The sequence below is a fragment of the Allobosea sp. BH3 genome, from assembly GCF_025499465.1.
GTDB lineage: Bacteria > Pseudomonadota > Alphaproteobacteria > Rhizobiales > Beijerinckiaceae > Allobosea.
On sequence record NZ_JAIMCA010000006.1, the window covers coordinates 91,058 to 115,438 of the forward strand.

A 24,381-nucleotide genomic window follows, 5' to 3' on the forward strand; every position below is an offset into this window, starting at 1 on the left:
CAGGGAACCGCGCTGGCGAGCAGCCTGCTTTCCGGCGTGCTCGGGCTCCTTTTGACAGGGGCGATCGCGTTCCTCGTTCGCAGGGCAGCATTGGCGCGGCAGCGAGAGGAATGGCTGCAGTCCGGAGAGGTGGGCGTCGCCTCGGCCACCATGGGCAACCTGCATGTCGAGGAACTCGGCAACAACATTCTGGAGTACCTGGCACGCTATGCCGGCGCCGTCGCCGGCGCGCTTTTCGTCGGCAGCGGCGAGACCTACCGGCTGGCGGCAACCTACGGGACTCCGGAGGGGGCGAAAATTCCGGCGCGGATCAAGCTGCGCGAGGGCCTGCTGGGGCAGGCTGCCGCCGATGGGCGGACGATGGTCGTCGCGGATGTGCCGGAGGGATATCTCTCATTCGGCTCGGCATTCGGCCAGGACAAGCCGCGCCATCTCGCGATCCTTCCCGCGAGCATCGACGGAACCGTCAATTCGGTGATCGAGCTCGGGTTTCTGCGTCCGGTCGACGAGAGAACGATCGCGCTTCTCGAACAGGTGTCCGGCGTCGTCGCGACGGGCCTGCGGTCCGCGGCCTATCGCGAGGAATTGCAGAACCTGCTCGAAGAGACGCAGCGCCAGTCAGAGGAACTGCAGACCCAGAGCGAAGAGCTGCGGGTCTCGAACGAGGAGCTGGAAGAGCAAGGCCGGGCTCTCAAGGAGTCGCAGGCCCGGCTGGAGCAACAGCAGGTCGAGCTCGAACAGACGAACCTGCAACTGGAGCAACAGGCGCAGCAGCTGGAATCGCAGCGGGACGGGCTCGAACGGGCCAACGCCTCGATCCAGCTGAAAGCGCGCGAACTGGAGCAGGCGAGCCGTTACAAATCGGACTTCCTCGCCAACATGTCGCATGAGCTGCGGACGCCGCTCAATTCGTCGCTGATCCTGGCGAAGCTGCTCTCCGACAATCCGGACGACAATCTGACCGAGGAGCAGGTCAAATATGCGCAGACGATCCAGTCGTCCGGCAACGATCTGCTCAACCTCATCAACGACATCCTGGACCTGTCGAAGATCGAGGCCGGCCATGTCGAGATTCGGCCCGAGACGATCGCCATCGAGCGGCTGACCAACAGCCTCGGACAGTTGTTTCAGCCGGTGGCAGCCGAGAAGAAGCTCGATTTCGTCGTCGATATCGCGGCTGATTGCCCGACACAGATCGAGACCGACTCGCAACGCCTCGAACAGGTGCTCAAGAATCTCCTGTCGAACGCCTGCAAGTTCACCGAGGCCGGCCAGGTGAAATTGTCGATCGGCGATGCCGGCGACGGGCAGATCGCCTTCTCGGTCTCGGACACCGGCATAGGCATCAGCGCCGAGCAGCAACAGCGCGTATTCGAGGCGTTCCACCAGGCCGACGGCACGATCAGCCGCAAATACGGCGGGACCGGCCTTGGACTTTCCATCTCGCGCGAACTCGTTCGCCTGCTGGGCGGCTCGATCGCCCTGAGCAGCCGTGAAGGCCAGGGCAGCACGTTCACGGTGACGATCCCGGCCACCTACAATCCATCGAAAGTGGCGCCGCGTGAGCGTCAGCCGAGCACTCCGGTGCCCCCGGACCTCGCGCAGGCGAAGTCTTCCGTGCCCGAGCAGGCGAATACGCCTGCCGCGGGCCCTGCAATGGCGGTTCGCCGCGTGGACGACGACCGCCACGAGGTCACCGGCGACAAGCGCGTTCTTCTGGTGGTCGAAGACGACGCCAGCTTCGCCGCTATCCTGCGCGATCTCTCACGAGAGGCCGGTTTCCGCTCCCTCGTCGCGGGCACCGCTGACGAGGCCTTGCGTCTCGCCAAGGAATTCATGCCGAGCGCCATCATTCTCGATGTCGGGCTGCCGGACCAATCGGGTCTCTCGGTTCTCGACCGGCTGAAGCGCGACACGGGAACGCGGCATATCCCGATCCATGTCGTCTCGGCAGGCGACCACGCTGAAACGGCTTTTTCGCTCGGCGCCATCGGCTACGAACTCAAGCCGGTCAAACGCGAGCAACTCGTCTCGGTTCTCGCGAAATTCGAGGAGAGGCTCGCTCAGCGCGCCCGCCGGATTCTGATCGTCGAGGACGACCCGGTGCAGCGCGATGCCGTCGCAAGGCTCCTGAGCTCTGCGGAGGTCGAAACGGTGACCGCCGCGACGGCGGCCGAATGCCTGAAACTGCTGGAGCAGCAGACCTTCGACTGCATGGTGCTGGATCTGACGCTGCCAGACGCATCCGGCTACTCGCTGCTCGAAACGCTGAGCCGCGAGAGCTCCTACGCATTCCCTCCCGTAATCGTCTACACGGGCCGGGATATCTCGGCCGACGACGAGCAGCGCCTGCGCCGCTATTCGAAGTCGATCATCATCAAGGGGGCCAAATCACCGGAGCGCCTGCTGGATGAAGTGAGCCTGTTCCTCCATCAGGTGATCTCCGACCTGCCGGCCGAGCAGCAGAAGATGATCCGGAAATCCCGAAACCGGGATGCCCTGCTCGAAGGGCGGCGGATTCTCGTCGTCGAGGATGACGTGCGCAATGTCTATGCCCTTGCGAACATTCTCGAACCACGTGGCGCGGCGGTCGAGATCGCGCGCAACGGCCGCGAAGCTCTGGCCGCCCTCGAGAAGCAGGCGGGTGACCAGGGCCGGGCGATCGATCTCGTTCTGATGGACGTGATGATGCCTGTGATGGACGGGCTGACGGCCACGCGCGAGATTCGAAGGAATCCGGACTGGAAGAAGCTGCCGATCATCGCACTGACGGCCAAGGCGATGCCGGACGACCAGCAGCGCTGCATCGACGCGGGCGCAAACGACTACATGGCGAAGCCGCTGGACGTCGAGAAGCTGCTTTCGCTCGTTCGCGTGTGGATGCCGAAGTGAAGGACTCAACGGGCCCCGACAAAGTCGAGGATATCGAGATCCGGCTTCTGCTGGAGGCTCTGTACGTCCGGTATCACTATGACTTCCGCAACTACTCCATGGCCTCGATCAAGCGGCGCCTGAAGCAGGCCCGCCAGCAACTCGGTTTCGCGACGTTTTCGGCGATGCAGGAAAGCGTCCTGCACGAGCCTGCGATGCTGCCTCGCTTCCTGCGCTATCTGACCGTGCAGGTCAGCGAGATGTTCCGGGACCCGAGCTACTTTCGAGCCATCCGCGAGCGGGTGGTGCCCCATCTGAGGACATACCCTTCGCTCAAGATCTGGATCGCCGGCTGCAGCGGCGGCGAGGAGCTCTATTCCTTCGTCATCCTGTTCCGTGAGGAAGGTCTGGAGGATCGCACGATCTTCTACGCCACCGACATCAATCAGGAGGCGCTTCAGGCCGCCGAGGCGGGCATCTACGCCGTGAACCGCGTCCAGCTCTTTACGGAGAACCACCGTCAATCCGGCGGAAAATCGTCGCTCTCGGACTATTATCAGGCCGCTTACGGCAGAGTTTCCTTCGACAGGACCCTGCGCCGCAACGTCGTGTTTTCCGATCACAGCCTGGTCACCGATGCCGTGTTCGGGGAGATGAACCTCATTTCCTGCCGCAATGTCCTGATCTATTTCGACCGCGCTCTGCAGGATCGCGCGCTCGGTCTTTTCGCGGACTCGCTTTCGCGGAAGGGCTTCCTCGGTTTGGGAGCCAAGGAAAGCCTGCGTTTCTCGAAGCACGAAAAGGATTTCGACGAGTTCGTGCGCGAGGAAAAGATCTATCAGGGGCGCGCTGGATGATGCCGGTCCCTGCCCAAGCCGTCGTAATCGGCGCGTCAGCAGGCGCGCTCGAAGCGCTCTCCGCCATTCTGCCGGAGCTGCCTGGAACATTCGGGCTGCCAATCCTAGTGGTGGTCCACATTCCTCCGGACCGGCGCAGCGTCCTGGCCGAGTTGTTCGAAGCGAAGTGCCCGCTTCCTGTCCGAGAGGCTGAAGACAAGGAACCGATCGTGGGCGGCACGATCTATTTCGCGCCCCCGGATTACCACCTTCTCGTCGAGGCGGATAAGTGCCTGGCCTTGTCCAGCGACGAGCCTGTCCTGTTTTCGCGGCCCTCGATCGACGTCCTGTTCGAGAGCGCCGCCGACGCTTACGGGCCGGCGCTCATCGCGATCGTCCTGACGGGCGCCAACCAAGACGGCTCGATGGGATTGCGCGCGATAGTGGAAGCGGGCGGGACCGCACTCGTTCAGAGCCCGCAAAGCGCGCTGGCCGCCGCGATGCCGGAAGCGGCGATCCAGGCCTGCCCCGAGGCCCAGGTGATGACACTCGACCAAATCACGACCTATCTGCGAAAGGCTTGAGATCGACCATGCAACCAGTCCACTTTCTTCTGGTCGACGATCTCGAGGAGAACCTGCTTTCGCTCGAAGCATTGCTGCGCCGCGACGGCCTGGTCCTGCTGAAGGCCCGCTCGGGCGACGAAGCCCTCGAACTTCTTCTTCGCCATGAAGTCGCGCTGGCGCTCGTCGATGTGCAGATGCCCGGCCTCAACGGCTTCGAACTCGCCGAGCTGATGCGCGGGAACGAACGCTCGCGCCGCATCCCGATCATCTTCGTCACGGCAGGAAGCGCCGACGGCAAGCGGCGCTTTCGCGGCTACGAGACCGGCGCGGTCGATTTCATCCAGAAACCGATCGAGCCGGACATCCTGCGCAGCAAGGCCGATGTGTTCTTCGAGCTCTACAGGCAGCGCCAGCAGATCGCCGCGCAGAGGGACGAGCTTGAGATGCAGGCCGAAGCGCTCAAGGAGGCAGGCCGCCGCAAGGATGAATTCCTGCTCATGCTCAGCCAGGATCTCTCGCTCCACAAGGATGCCCGCGCCCAGCAGGATGTGCTCCTGCGCGAGATCAACCACCGCATCAAGAACCTCTTCAGCATCACCTCCGGCCTGATCTCGTTGAGCGCCAGAACGGCCACGAGCGTCGAGGACCTGTCTGCCGACCTGAAGGCCCGGCTCGGGGCGCTCGCAAGCGCGCACGACCTCACCCTGCCCGATCTTCGAAGCGAAGACGGCAGCCTCGCGGCGTCCTCAACGACCGTCATGGCCCTGACGAGGGCGATCCTGGCGCCGCATGAACACCTGCATGATTCCCGCATCGTGATCGACGGCTCGGATGCCCCCTTGGGGGGCGGCCCGCTGACATCGGTCGCCTTGCTGCTTCACGAGCTGGCCACGAATGCCGCAAAATACGGCGCGCTTTCCGTGCCTGACGGCCGGCTGGTCGTCCGTTTTCGGGCGACAGACGGCATCCTTCACATTGCCTGGGAGGAAAAGGTACCGGGCACCCTGGCCGCCAATGGCGCGCGAGAGGGGTTTGGAACGGCGCTGGAGAAGGCGGTTCTCCGGGGCTTGGGCGGAACCATCGCAAGGACATGGAACAGCGATGGCGTCTCTCTGGTCGTCGAGATTCCTCTCCCGAACCTCGTCCAGTGAAGAATGCCGGACCGGGGTTCACCCCGGCGAGGCCAGGATATCGACGATAGGGCGTCGCGCCAGCGGCCCAACGACGCCGACGGGTCCGGCCATCGGTAACAGCGGCATTGCTCATCCGTGAGAGCCGCCGGCAAGGCGGCTGTCATCAAGCTGTCGCAGGGGAGCCTGCAGAAGGCAGGTTTTCCGACCTTGCCCTCAGATAGATGCTCCGTTTCTTTCTTCTCCGATTTGCGCGCGCCCTGCTGACGGTCGCCATCTGCGTCTCGGCAGTGTTCATCGCGCTGCGCCTGGCCGGCGATCCGGCCGAGATCATGCTGCCGAACGACACGCCGCCGGATGTGCGCGCCCATTATCGCGAGGCCTGGGGTCTCGACCGGCCCTTGGCGGAACAGTATCTGCGTTACATCGCCAGTGTCGCCCGCGGCGATTTCGGCCTGTCCTTCGCCGATGACCGGCCTGCCTTCGCGGCTGTGGTCGACGCCTTGCCGAAGACCTTTCTGCTCGGCTCGTCGGCGCTGATGCTGGCGCTGCTCATCGGGCTGCCGCTCGGCATCCTCGCCGCCCTGCGCCAGAACCGCGCCGCCGACCGGCTCGCCATGGCGGTCGCGGTGCTCGGCTACGCCATTCCCATCTTCTTCCTCGGCATCCTGCTCATCCTGCTGTTTGCGCTGAAGCTGCGCGTCCTGCCCTCGGCCGGCTCGGAGAGCCTCTGGCACCTCATCCTGCCGACGGTGACGCTCGGCCTGCCGCTCGCCGGGCGGCTCGCGCGTTTCGCTCGCACCGCCACGCTGGAGGTCCTGGGCAAGCCCTATATCCGGGCGGCACGCGGGCGGGGCGTGATGCCGCTTGCTGTGATCATCCGCCACGCTCTGCCCAATGCGGCCGTGCCGCTGCTGATGTTCATCGGCATCGAGATCGGCCACATCCTGGCGGGCAGCGCGGTGGTGGAGACCATCTTCGCCTGGCCGGGCATAGGCAGGCTCCTGGTCGATTCGGTCTCGACGCGCGACCTCGCCGTGGTTCAGGCCGTGATCTTCACCGTGACGGTCATCATGGTCGGCGCCAATCTCCTGGTCGACGTCGTGCATATCCTCGTCGATCCACGGCTCGGCGGATTTTCCCGTGCTCTGGGCGGGCGGCCCTGATGAGCGCAACCGCCCTCTCGTCCGCTCCGGCTCCGGCCGCTCGTGCAGCTAAAAGGCGGATGTCCCCCGTGGTGGCGATTTCGGCAGGTTTCCTGGCCGTCGTCGTGCTTGTAGCGCTGCTCGCCGACTGGCTGGCGCCGCTACCCTACACCGCCCAGAACCTCGCCGCCCGGCTGAAGCCGCCGCTGACGGAAGCGGGCGGCACGACCTACTGGCTCGGCACCGACCAGCTCGGCCGCGACATTCTGAGCCGAATGATCTTCGCGGTGCGCACCTCGATCCTGATCGCCGTGATGGGGACGATGATCGGCGCCGTGTTCGGGACGTTGCTCGGCTTCGTCGCTGCGCGCCTCCGTGGTTTCACAGACCAGGCGATCATGATGCTGGTCGACGCGCAGGCGGCGATCCCGGCGCTCTTCCTGGCGCTGACGATGCTTGCCTTCTTCGGAAACAACATCGTCCTGTTCATCATCCTCGTCAGCATCGACGGCTGGGACCGCTATACGCGGCTGGCGCGCGGGCTCGTCATCTCCGAGCAGGAGAGCGACTACATCAACGCAGTCGAGGCTCTTGGGGCGGGAACATCGCGCGTCATACTGCGCCATCTGCTGCCGAACATCGCCGCTGCGCTCGTGGTTCAAGCCACGCTGAACTTCCCGGGTACGATCCTGCTCGAAACCTCGCTGTCCTTTCTCGGGCTCGGCGTTCAGCCGCCGGGCACCTCGCTCGGCCTCATGCTCGGCGAAGGCCGTCGCTATCTGCTGAACGCCTGGTGGATCGCAGTCTTTCCGGGCCTGACGATATTCCTGACGACGCTGTCGATCAGCCTGTTCGGGGATTGGCTGCGCGATCGCTTCGACCCGACCAGCGAGAGGCACTGAGACGATGCGACCCGTTTCCGTCTTCGGCGCGGCACGTCCCCTGGCCATTGCCCACCGAGGCGGGGCGTTACTCGGGCCGGAGAACACGGCGCAGGCCTTCAGGGCCTCGATCGAGGCGGGCGCCGAAATCGTGGAGACGGATGTGCGGCTTAGTGCCGACGGCGCTCTCGTCTGCCTTCACGATGCGGACCTCGCGCGCCTGACCGGCGATCCGCGGCGGGTGGCGGAGACCGATCTGGCGACGCTCCGAGCGCTCCTGCCCGGTCTTATGACGCTGGACGAGGCGATCTTCGCATCTGCGCCGCTGGGGCTTCTGCTCGATGTCAAGCTGCACGAGCCGCGCGTCCTTAACCCGATCCTCGCGGCCCTGGATACGGCGGATGCCGCTCCGCGCGGGCTGCTCGGCCTGCGGGACATCGAACTCATCGCCGCCGCGCGCCGGCTGTCGCCGCAGATCGCGATCCTCGCTCTGGTTCCCGATCCGGATTCCATCGTGGCGGCTCGTTCCGCCGGAGCCGACCTGTTCAGGCTCTGGCAAGGGCATGCGACGCCGGAGCGGCTCGCGGCCGTGCACGAGGCCGGCATGGGCTCGGTCATCATGGTGGGCCAGCCGCGCTCGGTCGCGGAGCCCGGCTATCCGCCGTTCCCTGTCGGCCGCATTGATCAGGACGGTATCGCGCGGGTGCTGGCGCTCGGCCCGGACGCTGTGATGCTCGACGACCCGCGCCTACTGCTGTCCACACGGACTGTCACCGGCCCGTCGTCAATCTGATGCAAGGCAGTCGCATCGCGGCGCCGGTTTGTCGGCGCCGGCCGGATGTCTTGCGAGGAATCCCATGCCCGTCCTGTCCCGCCGCCGCTTCATCGAGGGCGCTGCCGCCATCCCGGTTGCTCTCGCCGTGCCGCCCGCCCTCGCCGCGGATGATCGTCGCCCGAACTTCACCGTCGCCGTGGCCGATCTGCCGGCGACGCTGGAGCCGGCGCGCGAACTTTCCAATGTCGGTACGCGCGTCACCTACTCGATCTTCGACACGCTGATCCGTCGCGATTTCCTCGGCGCGGCCGATGGTGGCGGCTCGGAGCTCAAGCCGCATCTGGCGACGAAATGGGAGCGGCTCTCGCCGCAGGAACTCGTTGTCACGCTGCGCCAGGGCGTGAAGTTCCACAACGGTGACGAGCTCACCTCCGAGGACGTGGCCTACACCTTCCGCGAAGGCCGCATGTGGGGCGACAAGGCCCAGATCCCTGGCGGCAGGCCCTATTTCGGCATTCTCGCCAGTGTCGAGCCCGTGGACCGCTATACCGTCCGCTTCAAGACCAAGGTCGCGGACGTGCTGCTGGAGCAGCGCCTCGCTTCGTGGTGCGCCTGGATCGTCAACAAGCGCGCCTATGAGGCGATGGGCTTCGAGGCCTATTCGCGCAAGCCTGTCGCGACCGGCCCGTATCGTGTCGTCTCCCATTCGGCCGCCGAGGCCACGGTGCTGGAAGCTTTCGACGATTATTTCATGGGCAAGCCGACGGCGAAGCGCGTCTCCTTCAAGCGGGTGCCGGAGCTGGCGGCACGTGTGGCCGGCCTCGTCGCGGGCGACTACGACCTGATCACGAACATTCCGCCCGACCAGATGAGCGTGGTCGGCGGTTACAAGGACATCGACGTGCGTTCCGTCGTGCTCGCGAACGTCCATGTCCTGGCCTACAACGATCAGGACAAGGTGCTCTCCGACAAGCGCGTGCGGCAGGCGCTCAACTACGCGATCGACCGGCAGAAGCTCGTCGATGCGCTTTGGCAGGGTACGGCGCAGGTGCCTGCCAGCCACAATTTCCCGGAATACGGCAAGATGTTCGTCGAGGGTCGCAAGCTGGCCTATGACCCGGCCAAAGCTGCGGCGCTGCTCAAGGAGGCCGGCTACAAGGGCGAGCCGATCGTCTATCGCACCATGGCCAACTACTACACCAATGCGCTCGAAGCCGCGCAGATCCTTGTCGAGCAGTGGAAGGCCGTCGGCATCAACGCCTCCCTGCAGGTCGTCGAGAACTCCACGCAGATGCGCGGCGCCAATACGCAAATCTTCAACTGGTCGAACTCGACGCGCCTGCCCGACCCGCTCGGATCGATCTGGGTCGCCTGGGGCCCGGCCGGCGAGATCCAGGTCTCGAAGTTCTGGACCTCGACGCAGGCCTTCAACAAGGCGGGCACGGCGCTTGAGGCCGAGACCGACCCGGCCAAGCGCAAGGCGCTCTTCACCGAGATGCTAGACAGCTGGGAGGACGAGGCGCCGGCCACGATCCTCTACCAGCCGAGCGAAGCCTACGCGATCAAGAAGTCGATCGGCTGGCGACCCACGACCTTCTACTTCATGGACCTGCGGCCGGATAATCTGAGCTTCCCCAAGGCCTGAAGCTTCCGACGAGGCTCTGGAAACGGAAAGGGCGGCCATCGGCCGCCCTTTCTGCATTTCGGGACGCTCAAGAAGGCTAGTGCCCGCCTCCGAGGATGAAGCGACGCCCATCCTGCTCGACGATGTCGACATGCTGGGCGAAGGCGCCACTGCCGCCCGAATGCCGCGCGACTCGTGCCTCTTCCCGAGGCGGTGCGGCGAGATTGCGCCCCATCATCGTGGCCGCCGGGGCAAGGCCCAGCAGGCCGAGCACGGTCGGGCCGATATCGATGATGCCGGCCGGCTCCTGCGACAGGCCGCGATGGCCTCGGGCATCGCTGACGATCAGCACGGTGTTCAGCTCGTGAGGGTTGATGCCGCCATGCATGCCGCCGCCGAGCGGCACGTCGCCCGGCGTCATCGCCCCGAGGCCGGGCAGGCCATAGGGGTCAGCATCGAGCGTCGATTTCAGGATGAACATCAGTTCCGGCTGGCGGGTGCCGTGGCCCGTGCCCATCAGGCCGAGCGACAGCGTGCCAGCGACCTGGCCCTCGACGCCGTTGCGATCCGGCGAAAAGACATGGCCCACGGCCGGATTCTCCATCAGCCAGGCCGCGATGCGTTCGACCTCGCGGGGATCCCCTTCGCGCAAGCGGATTTCGCCGCTAATGCCGCCGGTGGCGACCAGGGTTGCACCGTCGACCGCCTTGGCCGCGCTCAGGTCGAAGCCTGCCTGCTGCGCGGTTTCGAACAGCGGCTCGACCGAGCCCGTGGAGATCTGGCCATGATCGGAGGCGACGATCACCGCGATGCGCTCCGCATCGGGCTGCGCCTCGACCCAGTCGAGGATCGTGCCGAAGGCCCGGTCGGCCTCACGCAATCCGGCCATGGCTTCGGGCGAGCCGAGGCCGCGATAGTGGAAGGTCGTATCGGGCTCGTTGAACCAGATCAGCGCCACGTCGGGTCGCGTCGGGAGCACGATATCGGTCATGACGCGCCCGCCATAGGCGAGTTCCTGCAGCCGAGGCAGCTCGCGCTCGGGCAGCGGGCCGAGACGCTTGATCGCGTTCTCGACGGCTTCCGGCGTCTGCGTCGCCTCGGCGCCATGCATGGAGAAGGTCCAGTGCCCGTTGGCGCGAGCGCGCGGATTGATGAAATGAGCCGATCCGGCCGACCCTGTATGCACCACGGCCAGCTTCTTGCCGGCGCGGGCGAGCACGTCGCCGAAGGTGTCGGCGGCCAGCAGGCGGCCGTCATGATGGGCCTCGGCGCGGCGGATCTGGCCTGCGTCGCTGGTGTCGAAGATCCGGTCGGGGATCGCCTCGCGATGATAGAAGGCGTTGCCCAAGATGCCATGCACGATCGGCGGCGCACCGGCCGCGATCGAACTCGTCGCGACCCGTGTCACCGAAGGGAAGACGCTGCGCGCCCGGCGGAACCAGGTTCCGTTCGCGGCAAGCCTCATGATGTTCGGCGTCAGCTCGGGCGTGACGAGATCCGGCCTCAGCCCGTCGAAGACGGCGATGACGACACGGTCGGCGGTGGGCTGGTCGGGGCGGCTCATCATGTCTCCGGATGTTCGTCGAGGTCTCAGGCGGCAGCGGCCGTCGGTGCCGCATCCGCCAGATGACAGGCTGCGAGCCGGCCATCGGTCGTTGGTCGCAGGGCTGGCACCTCTTCCCGGCAGCGGGCCACTGCCCTCGGGCAACGTGGATGGAAGGCGCAACCCGACGGCCTGTCGACCGGATTCGGCGGATCACCCTTCAGGATGATGCGTCCTTGCGTGCCCCGCAACGGCGTCGGCACGGCCGAGACCAGCGCTTCTGTATAGGGATGGGCCGGCGCATGGAACAACGCGTCCGGCGGACCCTGCTCGACGATGCGGCCGAGATACATCACCGCGACCTGGTCGGCGATCTGCCGGACCACCTTGAGGTCATGACTGATGAAGAGATAGGCCATGCCGAAGCGCGTCTGCAGGTCCAGCATGAGGTTGATGACCTGCGCCGCGACCGAGACATCGAGCGCCGAGATCGGCTCATCGCAGACGAGCAGGGCCGGATCGAGCACCAGCGCACGGGCGAGCACGACACGCTGGCGCTGCCCGCCCGACAGCTCATGCGGATAGCGCTCGAACAGGTCCGGCCTCAGGCCAACCGCCTCGAACAGGGCGAGCGCCTTCTCCCGCTGCGCGCCGGCTGCGCCTTCCAGGCGATGGATGACCAGCGGCTCGAGTACCTGCTGGCCGACGGGCAGGCGCCGGTCGAGCGCGGCGAGCGGGTCCTGGTGCACCAGCTGCATGCGCCGGCGCAGGGCGCGCCAGTGCCGATCACGCAGCGCGGTCACCGGCGTGCCCTCGAAGGTGATACGCCCCCGCGTCGCCGGCAGGAGCCCGAGGGCCAGCTTTGCGGTGGTCGACTTGCCACAGCCGGATTCCCCGACGATGCCGAGCGTCCGGCCGCGTTCGAGCGAGAAGCTGACACCGTCAACCGCGTGCAGGATCCGACGCACGCCGCCGGCGGCAGAGACCGGGTACTCGCGGGCGAGATCGCGAACCTCGAGAAGCGCCGTCATGCCGGCGCTCCCATCCGCTCGGGCACCGTCATGGCTGGAAACGATGCTCCCTCAGCCGATATCGGCTTGCCGAGCCGCAGGCAGGCGGCGCGCTGATCCTGGGCCGCGAAAATCAGCTCGGGCAGTTCGTGGCCGCAGCGTTCGACGGCGATCGGGCAGCGCGGCGCGAAGGCGCACCCCGGCGGAGTGGCGGCGGGGGCCGGAACCGTGCCTGGGATCGGTGTCAGCCGCCGCCTGGGGCCATCGAGCGCTGGAAGTGCCGCAAGCAGGCCCTGCGTGTAGGGGTGGCGCGGCCGCGTCAGCAGGTCCTGAGTCGCCGCCGTCTCGACGATCCGGCCGGCATACATCACCGCGATCCGCTCGCAGAGATCGCCGACGACGCCGATATCGTGCGAGATCAGGACCAACGCCATGCCGGTCTCGCGACGGAGATCCCGGATCAGGTCGAGCACCTGGGCCTGGATGGTCGCGTCGAGTGCGGTGGTCGGCTCGTCTGCGACAAGGACATCCGGCTCCCCCGCCAGCGCCAACGCGATCATCACACGCTGGTTCATCCCGCCGGAGAACTCGTGTGGATACTGCTTCAGGCGCCGGGGACCATCGGCGATGCCGACCCGGTCGAGCAGACGCAGCGCCTCGCGCCGTGCCGGCTCGCCGGTCAGGCCGCGATGCAGGCGCAGCACCTCCGCGAGCTGAGCGCCAATGCGCTGCACGGGATTCAGGGCGCTGCTCGGGTCCTGGAAGATCATGGCGATACGGCCGCCGCGGACCCGCGAGAGGTCGCGCTCGGACATTTTCGCGATGTCGCGCCCGTCGAGCAGCACTTCCCCGCCGATCATCGCGCCTCGCCCGAGAAGACGCAGCGCGGCGAGCCAGGTGATGCTCTTGCCGCAGCCCGATTCTCCGACGATCCCGAGCGCCTCGCCGGGGGCAAGGGAAAGCTCCAGACCGCGAACGATCGCAGCCGCCCCACCCATCGCGACCGTGAATCCCTTCAATTGAAGAAGGGGAACACCGGCGGCGCGGTCGGGAAAAGCCGATGCCTGTATAGGGCCACCATCGGGCGTAGCAGCTGACCATGATTGCATGAGAACCGGCATACTGCCGGGCTCATGACCGTCTTGTGACGCTACGCTGGGCATCCTGCTGAGCGCGAAGCGAGACACGGCGTTTCTCAGCCGGCGCTTGTCTTCCTCGGGCTATCTCGACTGGGGCGAGCAGGCTGGCCGTCACCTCGCCGTCCCGAGATCGAGATGCGGATCACGGTCGTTGCGGCATTCGCTGCAGCTGAAAGTGATGCGGAACGGGGCGTCGCACCAGGTTGCGCCGGGGGCGTGAATGTCCAGCATTCCAAGAACGCGACATCCGCCGGGGATTTGTCGGGAATTTTGTCCCGATCGGGTCGCCTTCATCCCGAACGAAGCCGTTCCACTCTTCGGGGCCGGAAACGGCGGCCGAATCAACACTTGATTCAGTGATGATTTATGGTCGGAGCGAGAGGATTCGAACCTCCGACCCCTTGTCCCCCAGACAAGTGCGCTAACCGGGCTGCGCTACGCTCCGACGGCTCGGCTTATAGTGGCGGGCCGGCGCAGATGCAATGCGCTTCGACGCTAAAGATGAACCGCGCTGGCGAAGAGCGCAGCGAGGCCATCGATAGACCAAGGAACCGCGAGCCGGCTCGGCGATTATCCCCTCCAAACGACGGAGGATGAGATGGAGGATGCACTCTTCATCACCGTGGGCATGATGGCCGTGGCGGCCGCAGCCTGGTTTGCCACGCAGCGCTGGAACATCTGAACAGCCTGTCGGGATGGCAGCAGGTAGGTTGTGCGCGCGGCATGGTGCCGGCCTCGGCAAAAATCATCTTCCGACGTGATGCCCGGAACCGATGCGGCGGCCGGCCGTTTGCCTGATCGTGCAGAGGCGTTGCGTTGCTCTCCGCGCGAGAAGGGAGCCGGCGCGTCCCCAAGTCTGCTCCCTTCTATCTCCCCAGACCAGCCGCCAGCCGCGGATGTACCGGTGGCGGCTGGTCCGGGGAGCAAATCATTCAAGATCGCAGAGCGATCACCGGCGGGAGCTAGGCCTTGATGGCGCCCAATGCCGTTCGCTGGACCGAGCGTTTGCTCTTCGGACCAGCGATCTCGACACGGTTGCGGCCAAGCTCCTTGGCCCGATAAAGCGCACGATCCGCAGCAGCCAGAAGCTCGGCCAGATCCGCATCGCCAGCCCCCGATTCCGCCAGGCCGATACTGACGGTGGAGACGATCGCGAGCCCGTCGCTGCGTGCAACCTCGGCGGCAAATCGACGGGCGATGCCCTCCCCGACGCTACGCGCCGCCTCAACGCCGGTTTCGGGCAGTAGGATCGCGAATTCCTCGCCCCCCAGACGCACGCCCAATGCGGCGGGTCCGGCGGTTTCGCCGGCTATGCTCGCGAAGAGCTTCAGCACGCTGTCTCCGGCTTCATGTCCGTATCTATCGTTGATGGCCTTGAAGTGGTCGAGATCGAAAGCGAGCAACGCGTGAGAAGCGCTTTTCCCCGCTCGGCTAAGGCGCTCGGGGCCAAGCTCGAAGAAGCCTTGCCGATTGCTGAGGCCGGTCAGGAAGTCCGTGCGGGAGGCAGCCAGCAGCCGCGCCCTCTCCTCCTCGCGAACAAGCGCGAGAAAGGACATCGACATCGCGACGATGAACAGCACCGCTTCATACATCGTCAATTTGCCGGCGATGGGGAGGAGGCTGTCGCCATAGCGCGCTGCGACAAAGGGCATGACCAGGGCACGGACTGCGTAGAACGCGCTGTGGCAGACGAAGACGGCAATCGCGATCGGCCGGGAGCGCAACCCGCGGGTGGCACGGCTGCGGGACAGGGCAAGTGCCGTGAGGCCGCAGATGACGGCGATCGGCAAGGAGCCGATATGGTTCCAGAAGACGCCCTCCCAACCGGCGCCGGCCAGAAACCAGGCCGCACCGAGCAGGGCCAGAAGGCCAGCGACCAGTGCGGGGTGAATTCTCCTGCGATCGAGAGCCAGGGTCCCCTGCAGCAGGAGCGTATAGCCGAGCACCATGACGATATTGGTAAGAGCCGCGCCGACGACACCGGGCAGGAGATTCCGGTTCACCGCGAGGACGGAGCCAACGACGAAAACGCAATAAGCCGCGGCCCAGATGCCGAGTTCCCGCGAACGCTGGGCCTGAGCCTTGCGTTCCCAAAGCGTCATCGCAGCCGCAAGGAGCAGCGTGCCGATCGTCAGTTGCCAGAGGGTCGCGAGGTCCATGGTTGTCGTCGTCAACGGCGCAGAGGCCGAAACTCAGGCTTGATCGAGCGCTACAACTGTTTAGCGCACCAGGCCATATCTGACTATCATCAGTTAATTTTCGGATCGCATAAGCCTAAAATCGCATGGGCAAGGAAAATTTTTCAAGCAAACTCAAATTATACATCATGCCCTGAAGGATAAATATTCATTTCGGCCTGGATATATCCTTGCTTGCGCAAAACGCTTTGTGTCCTCGATTAAATTCACGTCCAGTTGCGTCACTTCGAAGCATTCATCAGCGCCGCAGATGCCGAGCTCGCGCGCCGGCATGTGATCGACGCGCTTCCAGGCACAGAAGACGATGACTGAGGCCAAGGAAGCGGTCTCTCCCATTGCGGGCGCGCGATGCCGGCAGTGGGAGAGTCCGTGTCGGAAAAAAGTGATGCCCATCCCCCAAATGGGGGTTTCGCGAGCCCGCGTCTTCAAGGAGCCTGGTGGAGCGGCGCAGGGTTATCACCATGAAACACAGGCATCAGATGTCGCTTATCGTGCGGCGCGCCCAGATCCGACGGGCCGCCGCCAGCCGGAAGAGCGTTTCTTCCGATCCGACGAGCATGCGGCCACATCTCCGGCTGGTGGTGTCGAACAGCCTCGACGACCGCCTCAAGACGACAAGCGGGCACGACGCCAGGCCTCTCCCCTTCGAATAGGCAGAAGCTCTCCGTCAGCGGATGGAGAGCGGCTGACGTTCAGCCGACAGTCATCCACGTCCCGCCATTCATGACGGAGGCGGCGTTGGGCCGTGCCGTCATCGTCAAGGATTGTCGAGGTCGCGTTGAGGCAGGATTGGTTTCACTGCGAGGCGTGCGGTTCGCCCGGCGTTTCGGTTCCCGTGGCGCTGACTGACGCCAGCGTCGTCTCCTGCGCCAGTTGCGGGCTGAGCCTCGGCTCTTGGGCCGAATACCGCCGCCGGATCGACCAGGCCCTCATGGCGGAGCAGGCCCGGCGAACGAACCGGCTGATCGTGGCCGACCCGGTCGGGATGGTACCGGGCGGCTAGCCGTCGGTCGCGCGGAAACCGAGCGGCGGCTCCAGCTTTGCTGTCCAGCCGCACAAGGCAACAACGGCCGAAACCGCGCAAGGAACCAGCCTGGGCTACAAGATGAGCGAGCAGACTGTGCAGCCGTCGCGGAATGCCAACCCCGAGCACGCGTCGAGCGGCGCGGATGTGTCCAAGGGGAGCGGTTTCCGCGACAAGGTCGTTGGCCTTTGCTTCCTGCTGGCCATCGCCTGCACGACGACGGCATGGTTTTTCCTGCTGGGCTGGGGCGCCTGGCATTATCTCAGGTTCTGAAAGCAAGCCGACTGGCCAATGCGCTCCTGCGAGAACCGGCTCGCTGCAAGCATGGCCGTACCTCTAGAGCACGCGCCGATCAGATTGCGCAGCAATCCGATCGGATCACGCGTTCTCTATCCATTGTTTAGAGGCGGATTCACCGATCAGGTTGATTCAACCTGATCGGGTCCGGCTCTAGGCGCGGCCATGTCTCCTCGTCAGAAGCGCTCGAGCCAGCCATGCAGCAGGCCGAGGTCGGCCTGGCCGAGACCATGGCCGGCCGGCAGCACGCGGTGCTCGACCGCCGCACCATTGTCGCCGAGCTGGCGGACCAGCCTTTCGGCGTTGGAGGCCGGAATGATCGGGTCCAGCGCGCCGGAGAGCACGAGCACGGGCTTGCTCGACAGGTCCGCCCGCGGCGCCTCGGCGAAAGGCACCATGGCGCGCAGCAGCGCCGCGCCCGCCAGCACATCCGGCCGTTGCAGAAGCATCGCGGCCGCGATGTTGGCGCCGTTCGAGAAGCCGAGCGCGATCGGAGCCGCTAGCCCGTAGCGCTCGCGTGCCTCCAGCACGAAATCGGCGAGTTCGTCGGTGCGGCGGCGCAGATCGTCCTCGTCGAAGACGCCTTCGGCCAGACGGCGAAAGAAGCGAGGCGCAGCGCCTTCCAGCACCTTGCCGCGCGGCGAGAGCAGGCTCGCGCCCGGAGCGACGGTGCGGCCGAGCGAGAGCAGGTCACGCTCGTCGCCGCCGGTGCCGTGCAGCAGCACAAGCGGCCGGCGTTCCAAGTCGCTGCCCTGCTCGAAGACATGGATGAAGCCGGTATCGGCCTTCGTGTCAGTCATGGTGTCGTCTCCCTTCGTGAAGCGGAGGCGCCCTGCCCCATCGTTGGCAAACAGGGCGAAGTCGGTTCCGGGCCGAGCGGCCCGGAACCTGTCGGCAAGCGTCAGTCGAGGGCGGGCAGGACCGCCTCGATCTCCTTGCGGTGCGCCTCATACTGCGGCGGCAGCTTCAGCGCGCGGCCCAGCTCGGCGGCCGGCTCGTCGACCGCGAAACCGGGGATATCGGTCGCGATCTCGAACAGGACATGGCCGGGCTCACGGAAGTAGACCGAGCGGAAGTAGTTCCGATCGCGCTGCTCCGTGGTGCGGATGCCGTGGTTCTCCCGCAGGCGGCGGACCATCTCCTCCTGTGCGGCGTCGTCGGCCGCCCGGAAGGCGATGTGGTGGACCGAGCCCGCGCCCTGCCGGGCCGGCAGGAAGCCGCCGGCGACGCGCAGATCGACGATGCCACCGATCTCCGTGCCCTTCACCGCATAGCGGATCAGGGTTTCCTCGCGAGCGACCTCGGCGAAGCCGAAGACGTCGGTCAGGATCGCGGCGGTGGGCGCCGCGTCGGCGATCAGCAGGCTGACGCTATGGAAGCCGCGGATCGCATACTCGGCGGGAATACCTCCCTCGGACCAGAACGGCTCCTTCTCGACGCCCGGGACACCGACGAGGGCGAACCTCATCCCGTCCGGATCGCGGAAGCTCAGCACGCTCTCGCCGAAGCGCCTGGTCGGCGCCTCATGCGGAACGCCCTGCTCGACGAAGCGATGCGTCCAGTAGCCGATCGAACCTTCCGGAACCCGGAACACCGTCTCCTGCGTCTCGCCGACACCGAGGCGGCCCGGAGCGGCATGATCCCAGGGGAAGAAGGTCAGGATCGAGCCCGGAGCCGCGTCGGCGTCACCATAATAGAGGTGATAGGTGCCGGGATCGTCGAAATTGACCGTCTTCTTGACCAGGCGCAGACCGAGCACGCGGCCATGGAAGTCGAGGTTGCGGCGGGCGGGGCCGGAGATTGCGGTGACGTGGTGAAGGCCGTTGATCTGCATGGTTTGGTCCTCCGTGAGCTTCGAGTGCCTAGCGGGCCAGCCCTTCCGGCCTCGCTGTGTTGGCCGAAAGATCGGCGCATGGAGGGCAAAGCGCTAGACCCAATTCATTGCACCCGCGCAATGTCCATATCGCTGAACTACAATTTGATTTGCGAAAGGAACGAGATGATCTTGTGCCTCGAGACCAACCCGGTCCCGTTTCGTTTTCAGGAGACATGACCATGATCGACAATCGCCTCGCCCCTTATGGCGCCCTCAGCCTGCGTATCGCGCTCGGTGCCATGTTCATCGCCCACGCCTATCTCAAGCTCGTCATCTTCACCCCGGCCGGGTTCGCCGGCTTCCTCGGCCAGGTCGGCCTGCCGAGCGCCCTCGCCTGGCCGATCATCCTGGCCGAGCTCGTCGGCGGCCTCGCCATCCTCTTCGGCTTCTACGGCCGCTACGTATCGCTGCTGCTGCTGCCGGTGCTGTTCGGCGCGCTGGCCGTCCACGCCCCGAACGGCTGGGTGTTCAACGCCCCGAACGGCGGCTGGGAATATCCCGCCTTCCTGGCGCTGACGGCCTTCGCCCATGCGCTGATCGGCGACGGCGCCTTCGCGTTGAAGTCGGCCAGCTTCGGCGAGCGCGTCCGCCCGGCCGTCGCCTGAGCGCGGTGCTTGAAGGACTACAAGGCTTGGCGGAGACTGCGCGGATGATTCAAGCCGCCAAGTCCCCTGCCAAGCCTTCCTCCGCCAAGCCTCTTGCCGCGAATGCCCTGGCCTGGGACGATTTCCGCCTGATCAAGGCCATCGCAGACAAGCGAGCGCTGCCCGCAGCCGCGGCAGCGCTCGGCGTCAATCACTCGACGGTGTTCCGCCGGCTCGGCCAGATCGAGGAGGCGCTCGGCGTCAGGCTCTTCGAGCGGCACCGCTCGGGCTATGTCGCGACGCCCGCCGGCGAGGAGATGGTGCAGCTGGCATCCCGTGTCGATGACGACATCAATGCTTTCGCACTCAAGCTCGCCGGCCAGGAAATCACGCCTGCCGGCGAGTTGCGCGTCGCCACCAACGACACTCTCGTGGTCGACCTGCTGACGCCGCTCTTCGCGCAGTTCCTCGGCGAATGCCCGGAGATCCGCCTCGACATCCTCATCGGCAACAGGGCCGCCAACCTCTCCAAGCGCGACGCCGACGTGGCGATCCGGGCGACCGACAATCCGCCCGAGACGTTGATCGGCCGCAAGCCCGCCCGCATCGTCTGGGCGCTTTACGGCCGCGCCGTCGATTTTCCCGATACCGAGCGGCCGCCTGTCGAGGCGCTCTGGCAACGAAGTTGGGTCTCGCTCGGCGAGGAATTCGCCGCGATGAACGCCTACCGCTATGTCGCACTCCATGTCGCGCCGGAACGGGTCGCCTATAAGCTCAACACCGTTCTCGGCCTCGCTGAGGCGGTCGAGGCCGGCATCGGCATCGGCTTCCTGCCCTGCTTCATCGGCGACACGCGGCCCGGGCTGACGCGACTCGCTCCGCCCGATCCTGCGCTCGCCGCCGATCTGTGGCTGCTGACCCATCCTGACATGCGGCACACGCCGCGCGTCAGGCTGTTCCTCGATTTCATGGCAGCCGAGCTGGCGCGGCTGAAGCCGCTGATGGAAGGCGATCGTCCGATCGGGGGCGGCCTGCCGGAATAAGGGCTGTTGCCCTGCCCGGCCGGCGCGCTACCATGACCCATGGAGATCGTGGTCCCGCTCATCATCGGCCTGAGCCTGATCTGGCTGATCGGCCGCGGCGTGCCCTGGAACGCGAAGCTGATGACGATCGTGGTCACACTCGCGATCGTCATCCTGATCGTCGCACTGGAACGCGGTGGCTACTGGCCGGAAGCGTTTCGGCGGAGCTGACGACGCTCAGGCCGAGACCAGCTTCAGCCCGACGATTCCGGCGACGATCAAGCCGATGCAGGCGAGGCGCAACGCGCCGGCGGGCTCGCCGAGAAGTGCTATGCCAAGGATCGCGGTCCCGATCGTGCCGATGCCGGTCCAGATGGCATAGGCGGTGCCGACCGGCAGCGATTTCAGCGCCAGCCCGAGCAGCCCGAGGCTGACGATCATGCTAGCAAGGGTGAGAAGGGTGGGCATCAGGCGGGTGAAGCCCTGCGTATATTTCAGGCCGATCGCCCAGCCGACCTCGAACAGACCCGCGACGAACAGATAGAGCCAGGCCATCACGGCCCTCCTCGACGATGCAGCGCGGTCGTCCGCGCCCGGTTGAGGGAAGAATCCGAGGTCGTCCTCGGCCCTGGGGAGCTCTGTTCAAATATGGGCTCGCTGCTGCCGGATCAACCGACGCAGCCTGCTCAGGACGCCTCGACCGCCGGCTCGAGCGCCCGTTCGAGGATGCGCCGGCATTCGCCGAGCTCGTTCATCACCGCGGCCAGGACCGTGATGTCGTCCAGCCCTTCGGGAACGCTGCGCGCCGCGGGGGGCGGTGTCCAGTTCGCGGAGGCGACCTGAGACGGATCGGACGATGCAACCTCCGACGGTCCGCCGGGCGCCTGGCCGATCGGCCCGCCACGGCCGATTGCCTGGACATGGCGCGGCCCCTGCTCCTTGAGGATGCGTTGCAGGCCCTTGATGGTGTAGCCCTCGCCGTAAAGCAGGCGACGGATGCCCTTGAGCAGGGCGACATCATCCGGGCGGTAATAGCGGCGTCCGCCACCGCGCTTCAGCGGCTTGATCTGGCTGAAGCGGGTTTCCCAGAATCGGAGCACATGCTGGGGTATGTCGAGGTCTTCAGCGACCTCGCTGATGGTCCGAAAGGCATCAGGGCTCTTGGTGTCCAATTCGGCCTCCGCATCTGCGCTGCCGGCGTGGAACTCCAGATTCACTCGCTCTCGCCCTCACCCGACTGCCCGTTGATGCGGGCCTTCATCACGTTCGAGGGCTTGAACACCATCACTCGACGCGGCTCGATAGGCACCTCAACACCCGTCTTGGGATTACGCCCGATTCGCTCGCCTTTGTCTCGCACGACGAAAGAACCGAACGAAGACAGCTTGACGTTCTCCCCACGAGCGACCGCGTCGCAGATCTCGTCGAGCACCGCTTCGACGAGCTTCGACGACTCCGTCCGGGACAGGCCGATCTTCTGATAAACAGCCTCACACAGATCCGCGCGAGTGACCGTTTGCGCCGCCATTCATGTCCTCCAAGGCATATTGCAGGCAGCGACGAGAACCGCCGGCCTTTTCGCCATATCGGTCGGCGGACGCTAGGCGTCCCCGCCGCGCGGGTCAATCCTCAAGCGAGGGTTGTTGCCCCGTCTCTGGCCTAAATCAATCGAAAACCGCGATGAATCGTCACAATTTGAGATAAATTCGCGAGCATCTCACCAACGGATCAGGGCAGACCCCCAGGTGAAGCCGCCGCCCATCGCCTCGATCAGCACGAGCTGTCCGGGCTTGATGCGGCCATCGGCATGGGCCTCCGCCAGCGCCAGCGGAACCGAGGCGGCGGAGGTATTGCCGTGACGATCGACCGTCACGACGACACGGTCGTGTCCGATGCCGAGCTTGTCGGCCGTCGCATCGATGATGCGACGATTGGCCTGATGCGGCACGAACCAGTCGATATCGGAGCCGCTGAGCCCCGTCTGCTCGAAGGTGTGCCGCACTGTCTCAGCGAGGTTGTTGACCGCGTGGCGGAAAACCTCCCTGCCCTCCATGCGCAGCACGCCGACCGTCTTGGTCGAGCCGGCGCCGCCGTCGACATAGAGCTTGTCCTTGTAGCGCCCGTCCGAGCGGATATGGGTGGTGAGGATGCCGCGATCGGCCAATGTCCCCTCGCCCGGCACCGCCTTGAGCACGACTGCGCCGGCGCCGTCTCCGAACAGCACGCAGGTCGCGCGGTCCTCCCAGTCGAGGATGCGCGAAAAGGTCTCGGCGCCGATCACCAGCGCAGCCCTGGCGCCGCCGGTGGTCAGGAACTTGTCGGCCGTCGCCAGCGCGAAGACGAAGCCCGAACAGACCGCCTGGATGTCGAAAGCTGCGCCTTCGGTGATGCCGAGCGCGGCCTGGATCTGTGTCGCGGTCGCGGGAAAGGTATGGTCGGGCGTCGCGGTCGCGACGATGATCAGATCGATCTCCTGCGCGTCGATGCCGGCGTCGGCGATCGCGGCCTGGGCGGCCTTGAGGCCGAGCGCCGAGGTGGGCTCGTCATCGGCCGCGACATGGCGCTGGTGGATGCCGGTGCGCTGGACGATCCACTCATCATTGGTGTCGACCCTGGCGGCCAGCTCGGCATTTGTGACGATGCGAGCGGGCAGATAGGAGCCGCAACCCACGACTTGAGAACGCAGAATGGACAAGGAAACCGTTCCTTATTCAGCGTCAACCGGCTGCGCGGCGGGCAGCTCGGGGCGCGTGCTTGCTGCGACCATCTCGCGGAGCTTCGCCATCAGGTCTTCGCGGGCCATTTCATAGCCGAGTTCGGCCGCGCTTGCGAAGCCGATGGCATCGGTGCCGCCATGGCTCTTGATGACGATGCCTTCCAGCCCCAGAAAGACGCCGCCGTTGGATTTGCGCGGATCGAGCTTCTCCCGCAGCGCGGCGAAGGCGCTGCGTGCGAGGATATAGCCGATTTTCGCCATGAACGAACGGTTGATCGCCGCGCGCAGATAGTCGGCGACCTGACGGGCGGTGCCCTCGGCGGTCTTCAGCGCGATATTGCCGGTGAAGCCCTCGGTCACGACGACATCGACCGTGCCCTTGCCGAGATCATCGCCCTCGACGAAGCCGTGATAGCTGAGATGCGGCAGGTTGCTCTCGCGCAGGATGCGGCCGGCTTCCTTGACCGCCTCGACGCCCTTGATCTCCTCGACGCCGACATTGAGCAGGCCAACCGTCGGCCGGTCGATATCGAAGACCACGCGAGCCATGGCCGCGCCCATCACGGCAAGATCGACGAGATGGCGGGCGTCGGCGCCGATGGTGGCGCCGACATCGAGCACGATGCTCTCGCCGCGCGCCGTGGGCCACAGGCAGGCGATGGCGGGGCGATCGACCTGCGCCATGGACTTCAGGCAGAATTTCGACATCGCCATCAGCGCGCCGGTGTTGCCGGCCGAGACAGTGACATCGGCCTCGCCGGTCTTGGTGGCGTCTATGGCGCGCCACATCGACGACTTGTAGCGGCCGGCGCGCAGCGCCTGGCTCGGCTTGTCGTCCATCTTCACCGAGACCTCGGTGTGGTGGAAGGTCGTGACCGCCTTGAGCTTGGGGTGCTGATCGATCAGTGGCAGCACCTGCTTCTCGTCACCGAAGACGACGAAGCGCGCGTCCGGGCGACGTTCCAGCATCAGCGCAGCGCCGGGGATGACGATGGAGGGGCCGTGATCCCCGCCCATCGCATCGAGCGCGATTGTAACCGATCGTGTCATGGAGTTCAGGTGTGTCCCGGAAATGGCCGACCTTCGGTGCGGGACGGCTCATAGTGCATGGGCCCGAAAAGTGGAACCCGAATTCGGAAAGCCC

Annotated in this window: 25 protein-coding genes and 1 tRNA gene; 13 read left to right on the forward strand and 13 right to left on the reverse strand. The window is 65.8% G+C overall.

Annotation, left to right across the window (positions count from 1 at the left end):
* Positions 1-129 precede the first annotated feature (129 nt).
* The 8 genes from BoBH3_RS20145 to BoBH3_RS20180 all read left to right on the forward strand — a co-directional run bounded on the left by BoBH3_RS20145 (position 130) and on the right by BoBH3_RS20180 (position 9,849).
* The gene (locus BoBH3_RS20145) at positions 130-2,892 is read left to right on the forward strand and encodes a response regulator (protein ID WP_410050635.1); all 2,763 of its coding nucleotides are present in this window, start codon (positions 130-132) and stop codon (positions 2,890-2,892) included.
* Entirely contained in the window at positions 2,889-3,728 is an 840-nt protein-coding gene (locus BoBH3_RS20150; protein ID WP_262332647.1) for a CheR family methyltransferase, read from the forward strand. Before BoBH3_RS20145 ends, BoBH3_RS20150 begins: the two co-directional genes overlap by 4 nt.
* The gene (locus tag BoBH3_RS20155; RefSeq protein WP_262332648.1) at positions 3,725-4,291 is read left to right on the forward strand and encodes a chemotaxis protein CheB; all 567 of its coding nucleotides are present in this window, start codon (positions 3,725-3,727) and stop codon (positions 4,289-4,291) included. The genes BoBH3_RS20150 and BoBH3_RS20155 overlap by 4 nt, the downstream gene beginning before the upstream one ends.
* A gap of 8 nt (positions 4,292-4,299) precedes the next feature.
* Positions 4,300-5,424, forward strand: coding sequence for a response regulator (locus tag BoBH3_RS20160; protein WP_262332649.1), 1,125 nt, complete (start codon positions 4,300-4,302; stop codon positions 5,422-5,424).
* Between the two features lie 203 nt (positions 5,425-5,627).
* Positions 5,628-6,569 carry an ABC transporter permease gene (locus tag BoBH3_RS20165; protein ID WP_262332650.1) on the forward strand — a complete coding sequence of 314 codons (942 nt, stop codon included), beginning with the start codon at positions 5,628-5,630 and terminating at the stop codon, positions 6,567-6,569.
* Positions 6,570-6,628: 59 nt separating this feature from the next.
* Positions 6,629-7,450 (forward strand): ABC transporter permease, encoded by an 822-nt coding sequence (locus BoBH3_RS20170; protein ID WP_262332651.1) that lies wholly within the window; start codon positions 6,629-6,631, stop codon positions 7,448-7,450.
* Positions 7,451-7,454: 4 nt separating this feature from the next.
* The gene (locus BoBH3_RS20175) at positions 7,455-8,222 is read left to right on the forward strand and encodes a glycerophosphodiester phosphodiesterase (RefSeq protein ID WP_262332652.1); all 768 of its coding nucleotides are present in this window, start codon (positions 7,455-7,457) and stop codon (positions 8,220-8,222) included.
* A gap of 64 nt (positions 8,223-8,286) precedes the next feature.
* Positions 8,287-9,849: an ABC transporter substrate-binding protein gene (locus BoBH3_RS20180; protein ID WP_262332653.1), complete on the forward strand. Its 1,563-nt coding sequence runs from the start codon at positions 8,287-8,289 to the stop codon at positions 9,847-9,849.
* Positions 9,850-9,925: 76 nt separating this feature from the next.
* On the opposite strand, the gene BoBH3_RS20185 is transcribed toward BoBH3_RS20180, so the two are convergent.
* The 6 genes from BoBH3_RS20185 to BoBH3_RS20210 form a co-directional block, all read right to left on the reverse strand.
* Positions 9,926-11,392 carry an alkaline phosphatase family protein gene (locus tag BoBH3_RS20185; RefSeq protein WP_262332654.1) on the reverse strand — a complete coding sequence of 489 codons (1,467 nt, stop codon included), beginning with the start codon at positions 11,390-11,392 and terminating at the stop codon, positions 9,926-9,928.
* Between the two features lie 26 nt (positions 11,393-11,418).
* A complete protein-coding gene (locus tag BoBH3_RS20190) occupies positions 11,419-12,402 on the reverse strand; it encodes an ABC transporter ATP-binding protein (RefSeq protein ID WP_262332655.1) in 984 nt (327 codons plus the stop codon).
* Positions 12,399-13,379 carry an ABC transporter ATP-binding protein gene (locus BoBH3_RS20195; RefSeq protein ID WP_262332656.1) on the reverse strand — a complete coding sequence of 327 codons (981 nt, stop codon included), beginning with the start codon at positions 13,377-13,379 and terminating at the stop codon, positions 12,399-12,401. Before BoBH3_RS20195 ends, BoBH3_RS20190 begins: the two co-directional genes overlap by 4 nt.
* Before the next feature lie 508 nt (positions 13,380-13,887).
* Positions 13,888-13,965: transfer RNA gene (locus tag BoBH3_RS20200), tRNA-Pro, on the reverse strand.
* A gap of 517 nt (positions 13,966-14,482) precedes the next feature.
* Positions 14,483-15,469, reverse strand: coding sequence for a GGDEF domain-containing protein (locus BoBH3_RS20205; RefSeq protein WP_262332657.1), 987 nt, complete (start codon positions 15,467-15,469; stop codon positions 14,483-14,485).
* A gap of 375 nt (positions 15,470-15,844) precedes the next feature.
* Positions 15,845-16,036, reverse strand: coding sequence for a hypothetical protein (locus tag BoBH3_RS20210; RefSeq protein ID WP_262332658.1), 192 nt, complete (start codon positions 16,034-16,036; stop codon positions 15,845-15,847).
* Between the two features lie 460 nt (positions 16,037-16,496).
* Between BoBH3_RS20210 and BoBH3_RS20215 the strand changes: the two genes are divergently transcribed.
* Positions 16,497-16,721, forward strand: a complete 225-nt coding sequence (locus BoBH3_RS20215) for a hypothetical protein (RefSeq protein WP_262332659.1) — start codon at positions 16,497-16,499, stop codon at positions 16,719-16,721.
* A gap of 102 nt (positions 16,722-16,823) precedes the next feature.
* Positions 16,824-17,015, forward strand: coding sequence for a hypothetical protein (locus tag BoBH3_RS20220; protein ID WP_262332660.1), 192 nt, complete (start codon positions 16,824-16,826; stop codon positions 17,013-17,015).
* 200 nt (positions 17,016-17,215) lie between these two features.
* On the opposite strand, the gene BoBH3_RS20225 is transcribed toward BoBH3_RS20220, so the two are convergent.
* Complete coding sequence (locus BoBH3_RS20225) at positions 17,216-17,839, reverse strand: alpha/beta hydrolase (RefSeq protein ID WP_262332661.1); 624 nt, start codon at positions 17,837-17,839, stop codon at positions 17,216-17,218.
* 101 nt (positions 17,840-17,940) lie between these two features.
* Complete coding sequence (locus BoBH3_RS20230) at positions 17,941-18,873, reverse strand: ring-cleaving dioxygenase (RefSeq protein ID WP_262332662.1); 933 nt, start codon at positions 18,871-18,873, stop codon at positions 17,941-17,943.
* 221 nt (positions 18,874-19,094) lie between these two features.
* Here BoBH3_RS20230 and BoBH3_RS20235 point away from each other — a divergent pair, with 221 nt between their 5' ends.
* The 3 genes from BoBH3_RS20235 to BoBH3_RS20245 are packed head-to-tail and all read left to right on the forward strand — an operon-like array spanning position 19,095 to position 20,752.
* Positions 19,095-19,520, forward strand: coding sequence for a DoxX family protein (locus BoBH3_RS20235; protein WP_262332663.1), 426 nt, complete (start codon positions 19,095-19,097; stop codon positions 19,518-19,520).
* 44 nt (positions 19,521-19,564) lie between these two features.
* Positions 19,565-20,542: a LysR family transcriptional regulator gene (locus BoBH3_RS20240; protein ID WP_262332664.1), complete on the forward strand. Its 978-nt coding sequence runs from the start codon at positions 19,565-19,567 to the stop codon at positions 20,540-20,542.
* A gap of 48 nt (positions 20,543-20,590) precedes the next feature.
* Positions 20,591-20,752: a hypothetical protein gene (locus BoBH3_RS20245; RefSeq protein ID WP_262332665.1), complete on the forward strand. Its 162-nt coding sequence runs from the start codon at positions 20,591-20,593 to the stop codon at positions 20,750-20,752.
* A gap of 6 nt (positions 20,753-20,758) precedes the next feature.
* Here BoBH3_RS20245 and sugE read toward each other — a convergent pair whose 3' ends face one another.
* From sugE to plsX, 5 genes are all read right to left on the reverse strand, one after another.
* Entirely contained in the window at positions 20,759-21,076 is a 318-nt protein-coding gene (gene sugE, locus BoBH3_RS20250; RefSeq protein WP_262332666.1) for a quaternary ammonium compound efflux SMR transporter SugE, read from the reverse strand.
* A gap of 131 nt (positions 21,077-21,207) precedes the next feature.
* Entirely contained in the window at positions 21,208-21,693 is a 486-nt protein-coding gene (locus tag BoBH3_RS20255; protein WP_262332667.1) for a MerR family transcriptional regulator, read from the reverse strand.
* 41 nt (positions 21,694-21,734) lie between these two features.
* Positions 21,735-22,049, reverse strand: a complete 315-nt coding sequence (locus tag BoBH3_RS20260; RefSeq protein ID WP_112580304.1) for an integration host factor subunit alpha — start codon at positions 22,047-22,049, stop codon at positions 21,735-21,737.
* A 189-nt stretch (positions 22,050-22,238) separates the two neighbouring features.
* On the reverse strand, positions 22,239-23,216 hold the full coding sequence (locus BoBH3_RS20265; RefSeq protein ID WP_316045122.1) for a beta-ketoacyl-ACP synthase III: 978 nt from the start codon (positions 23,214-23,216) through the stop codon (positions 22,239-22,241).
* 12 nt (positions 23,217-23,228) lie between these two features.
* Positions 23,229-24,287, reverse strand: coding sequence for a phosphate acyltransferase PlsX (plsX, locus tag BoBH3_RS20270; RefSeq protein ID WP_262332668.1), 1,059 nt, complete (start codon positions 24,285-24,287; stop codon positions 23,229-23,231).
* Between the last annotated feature and the right edge of the window lie 94 nt (positions 24,288-24,381).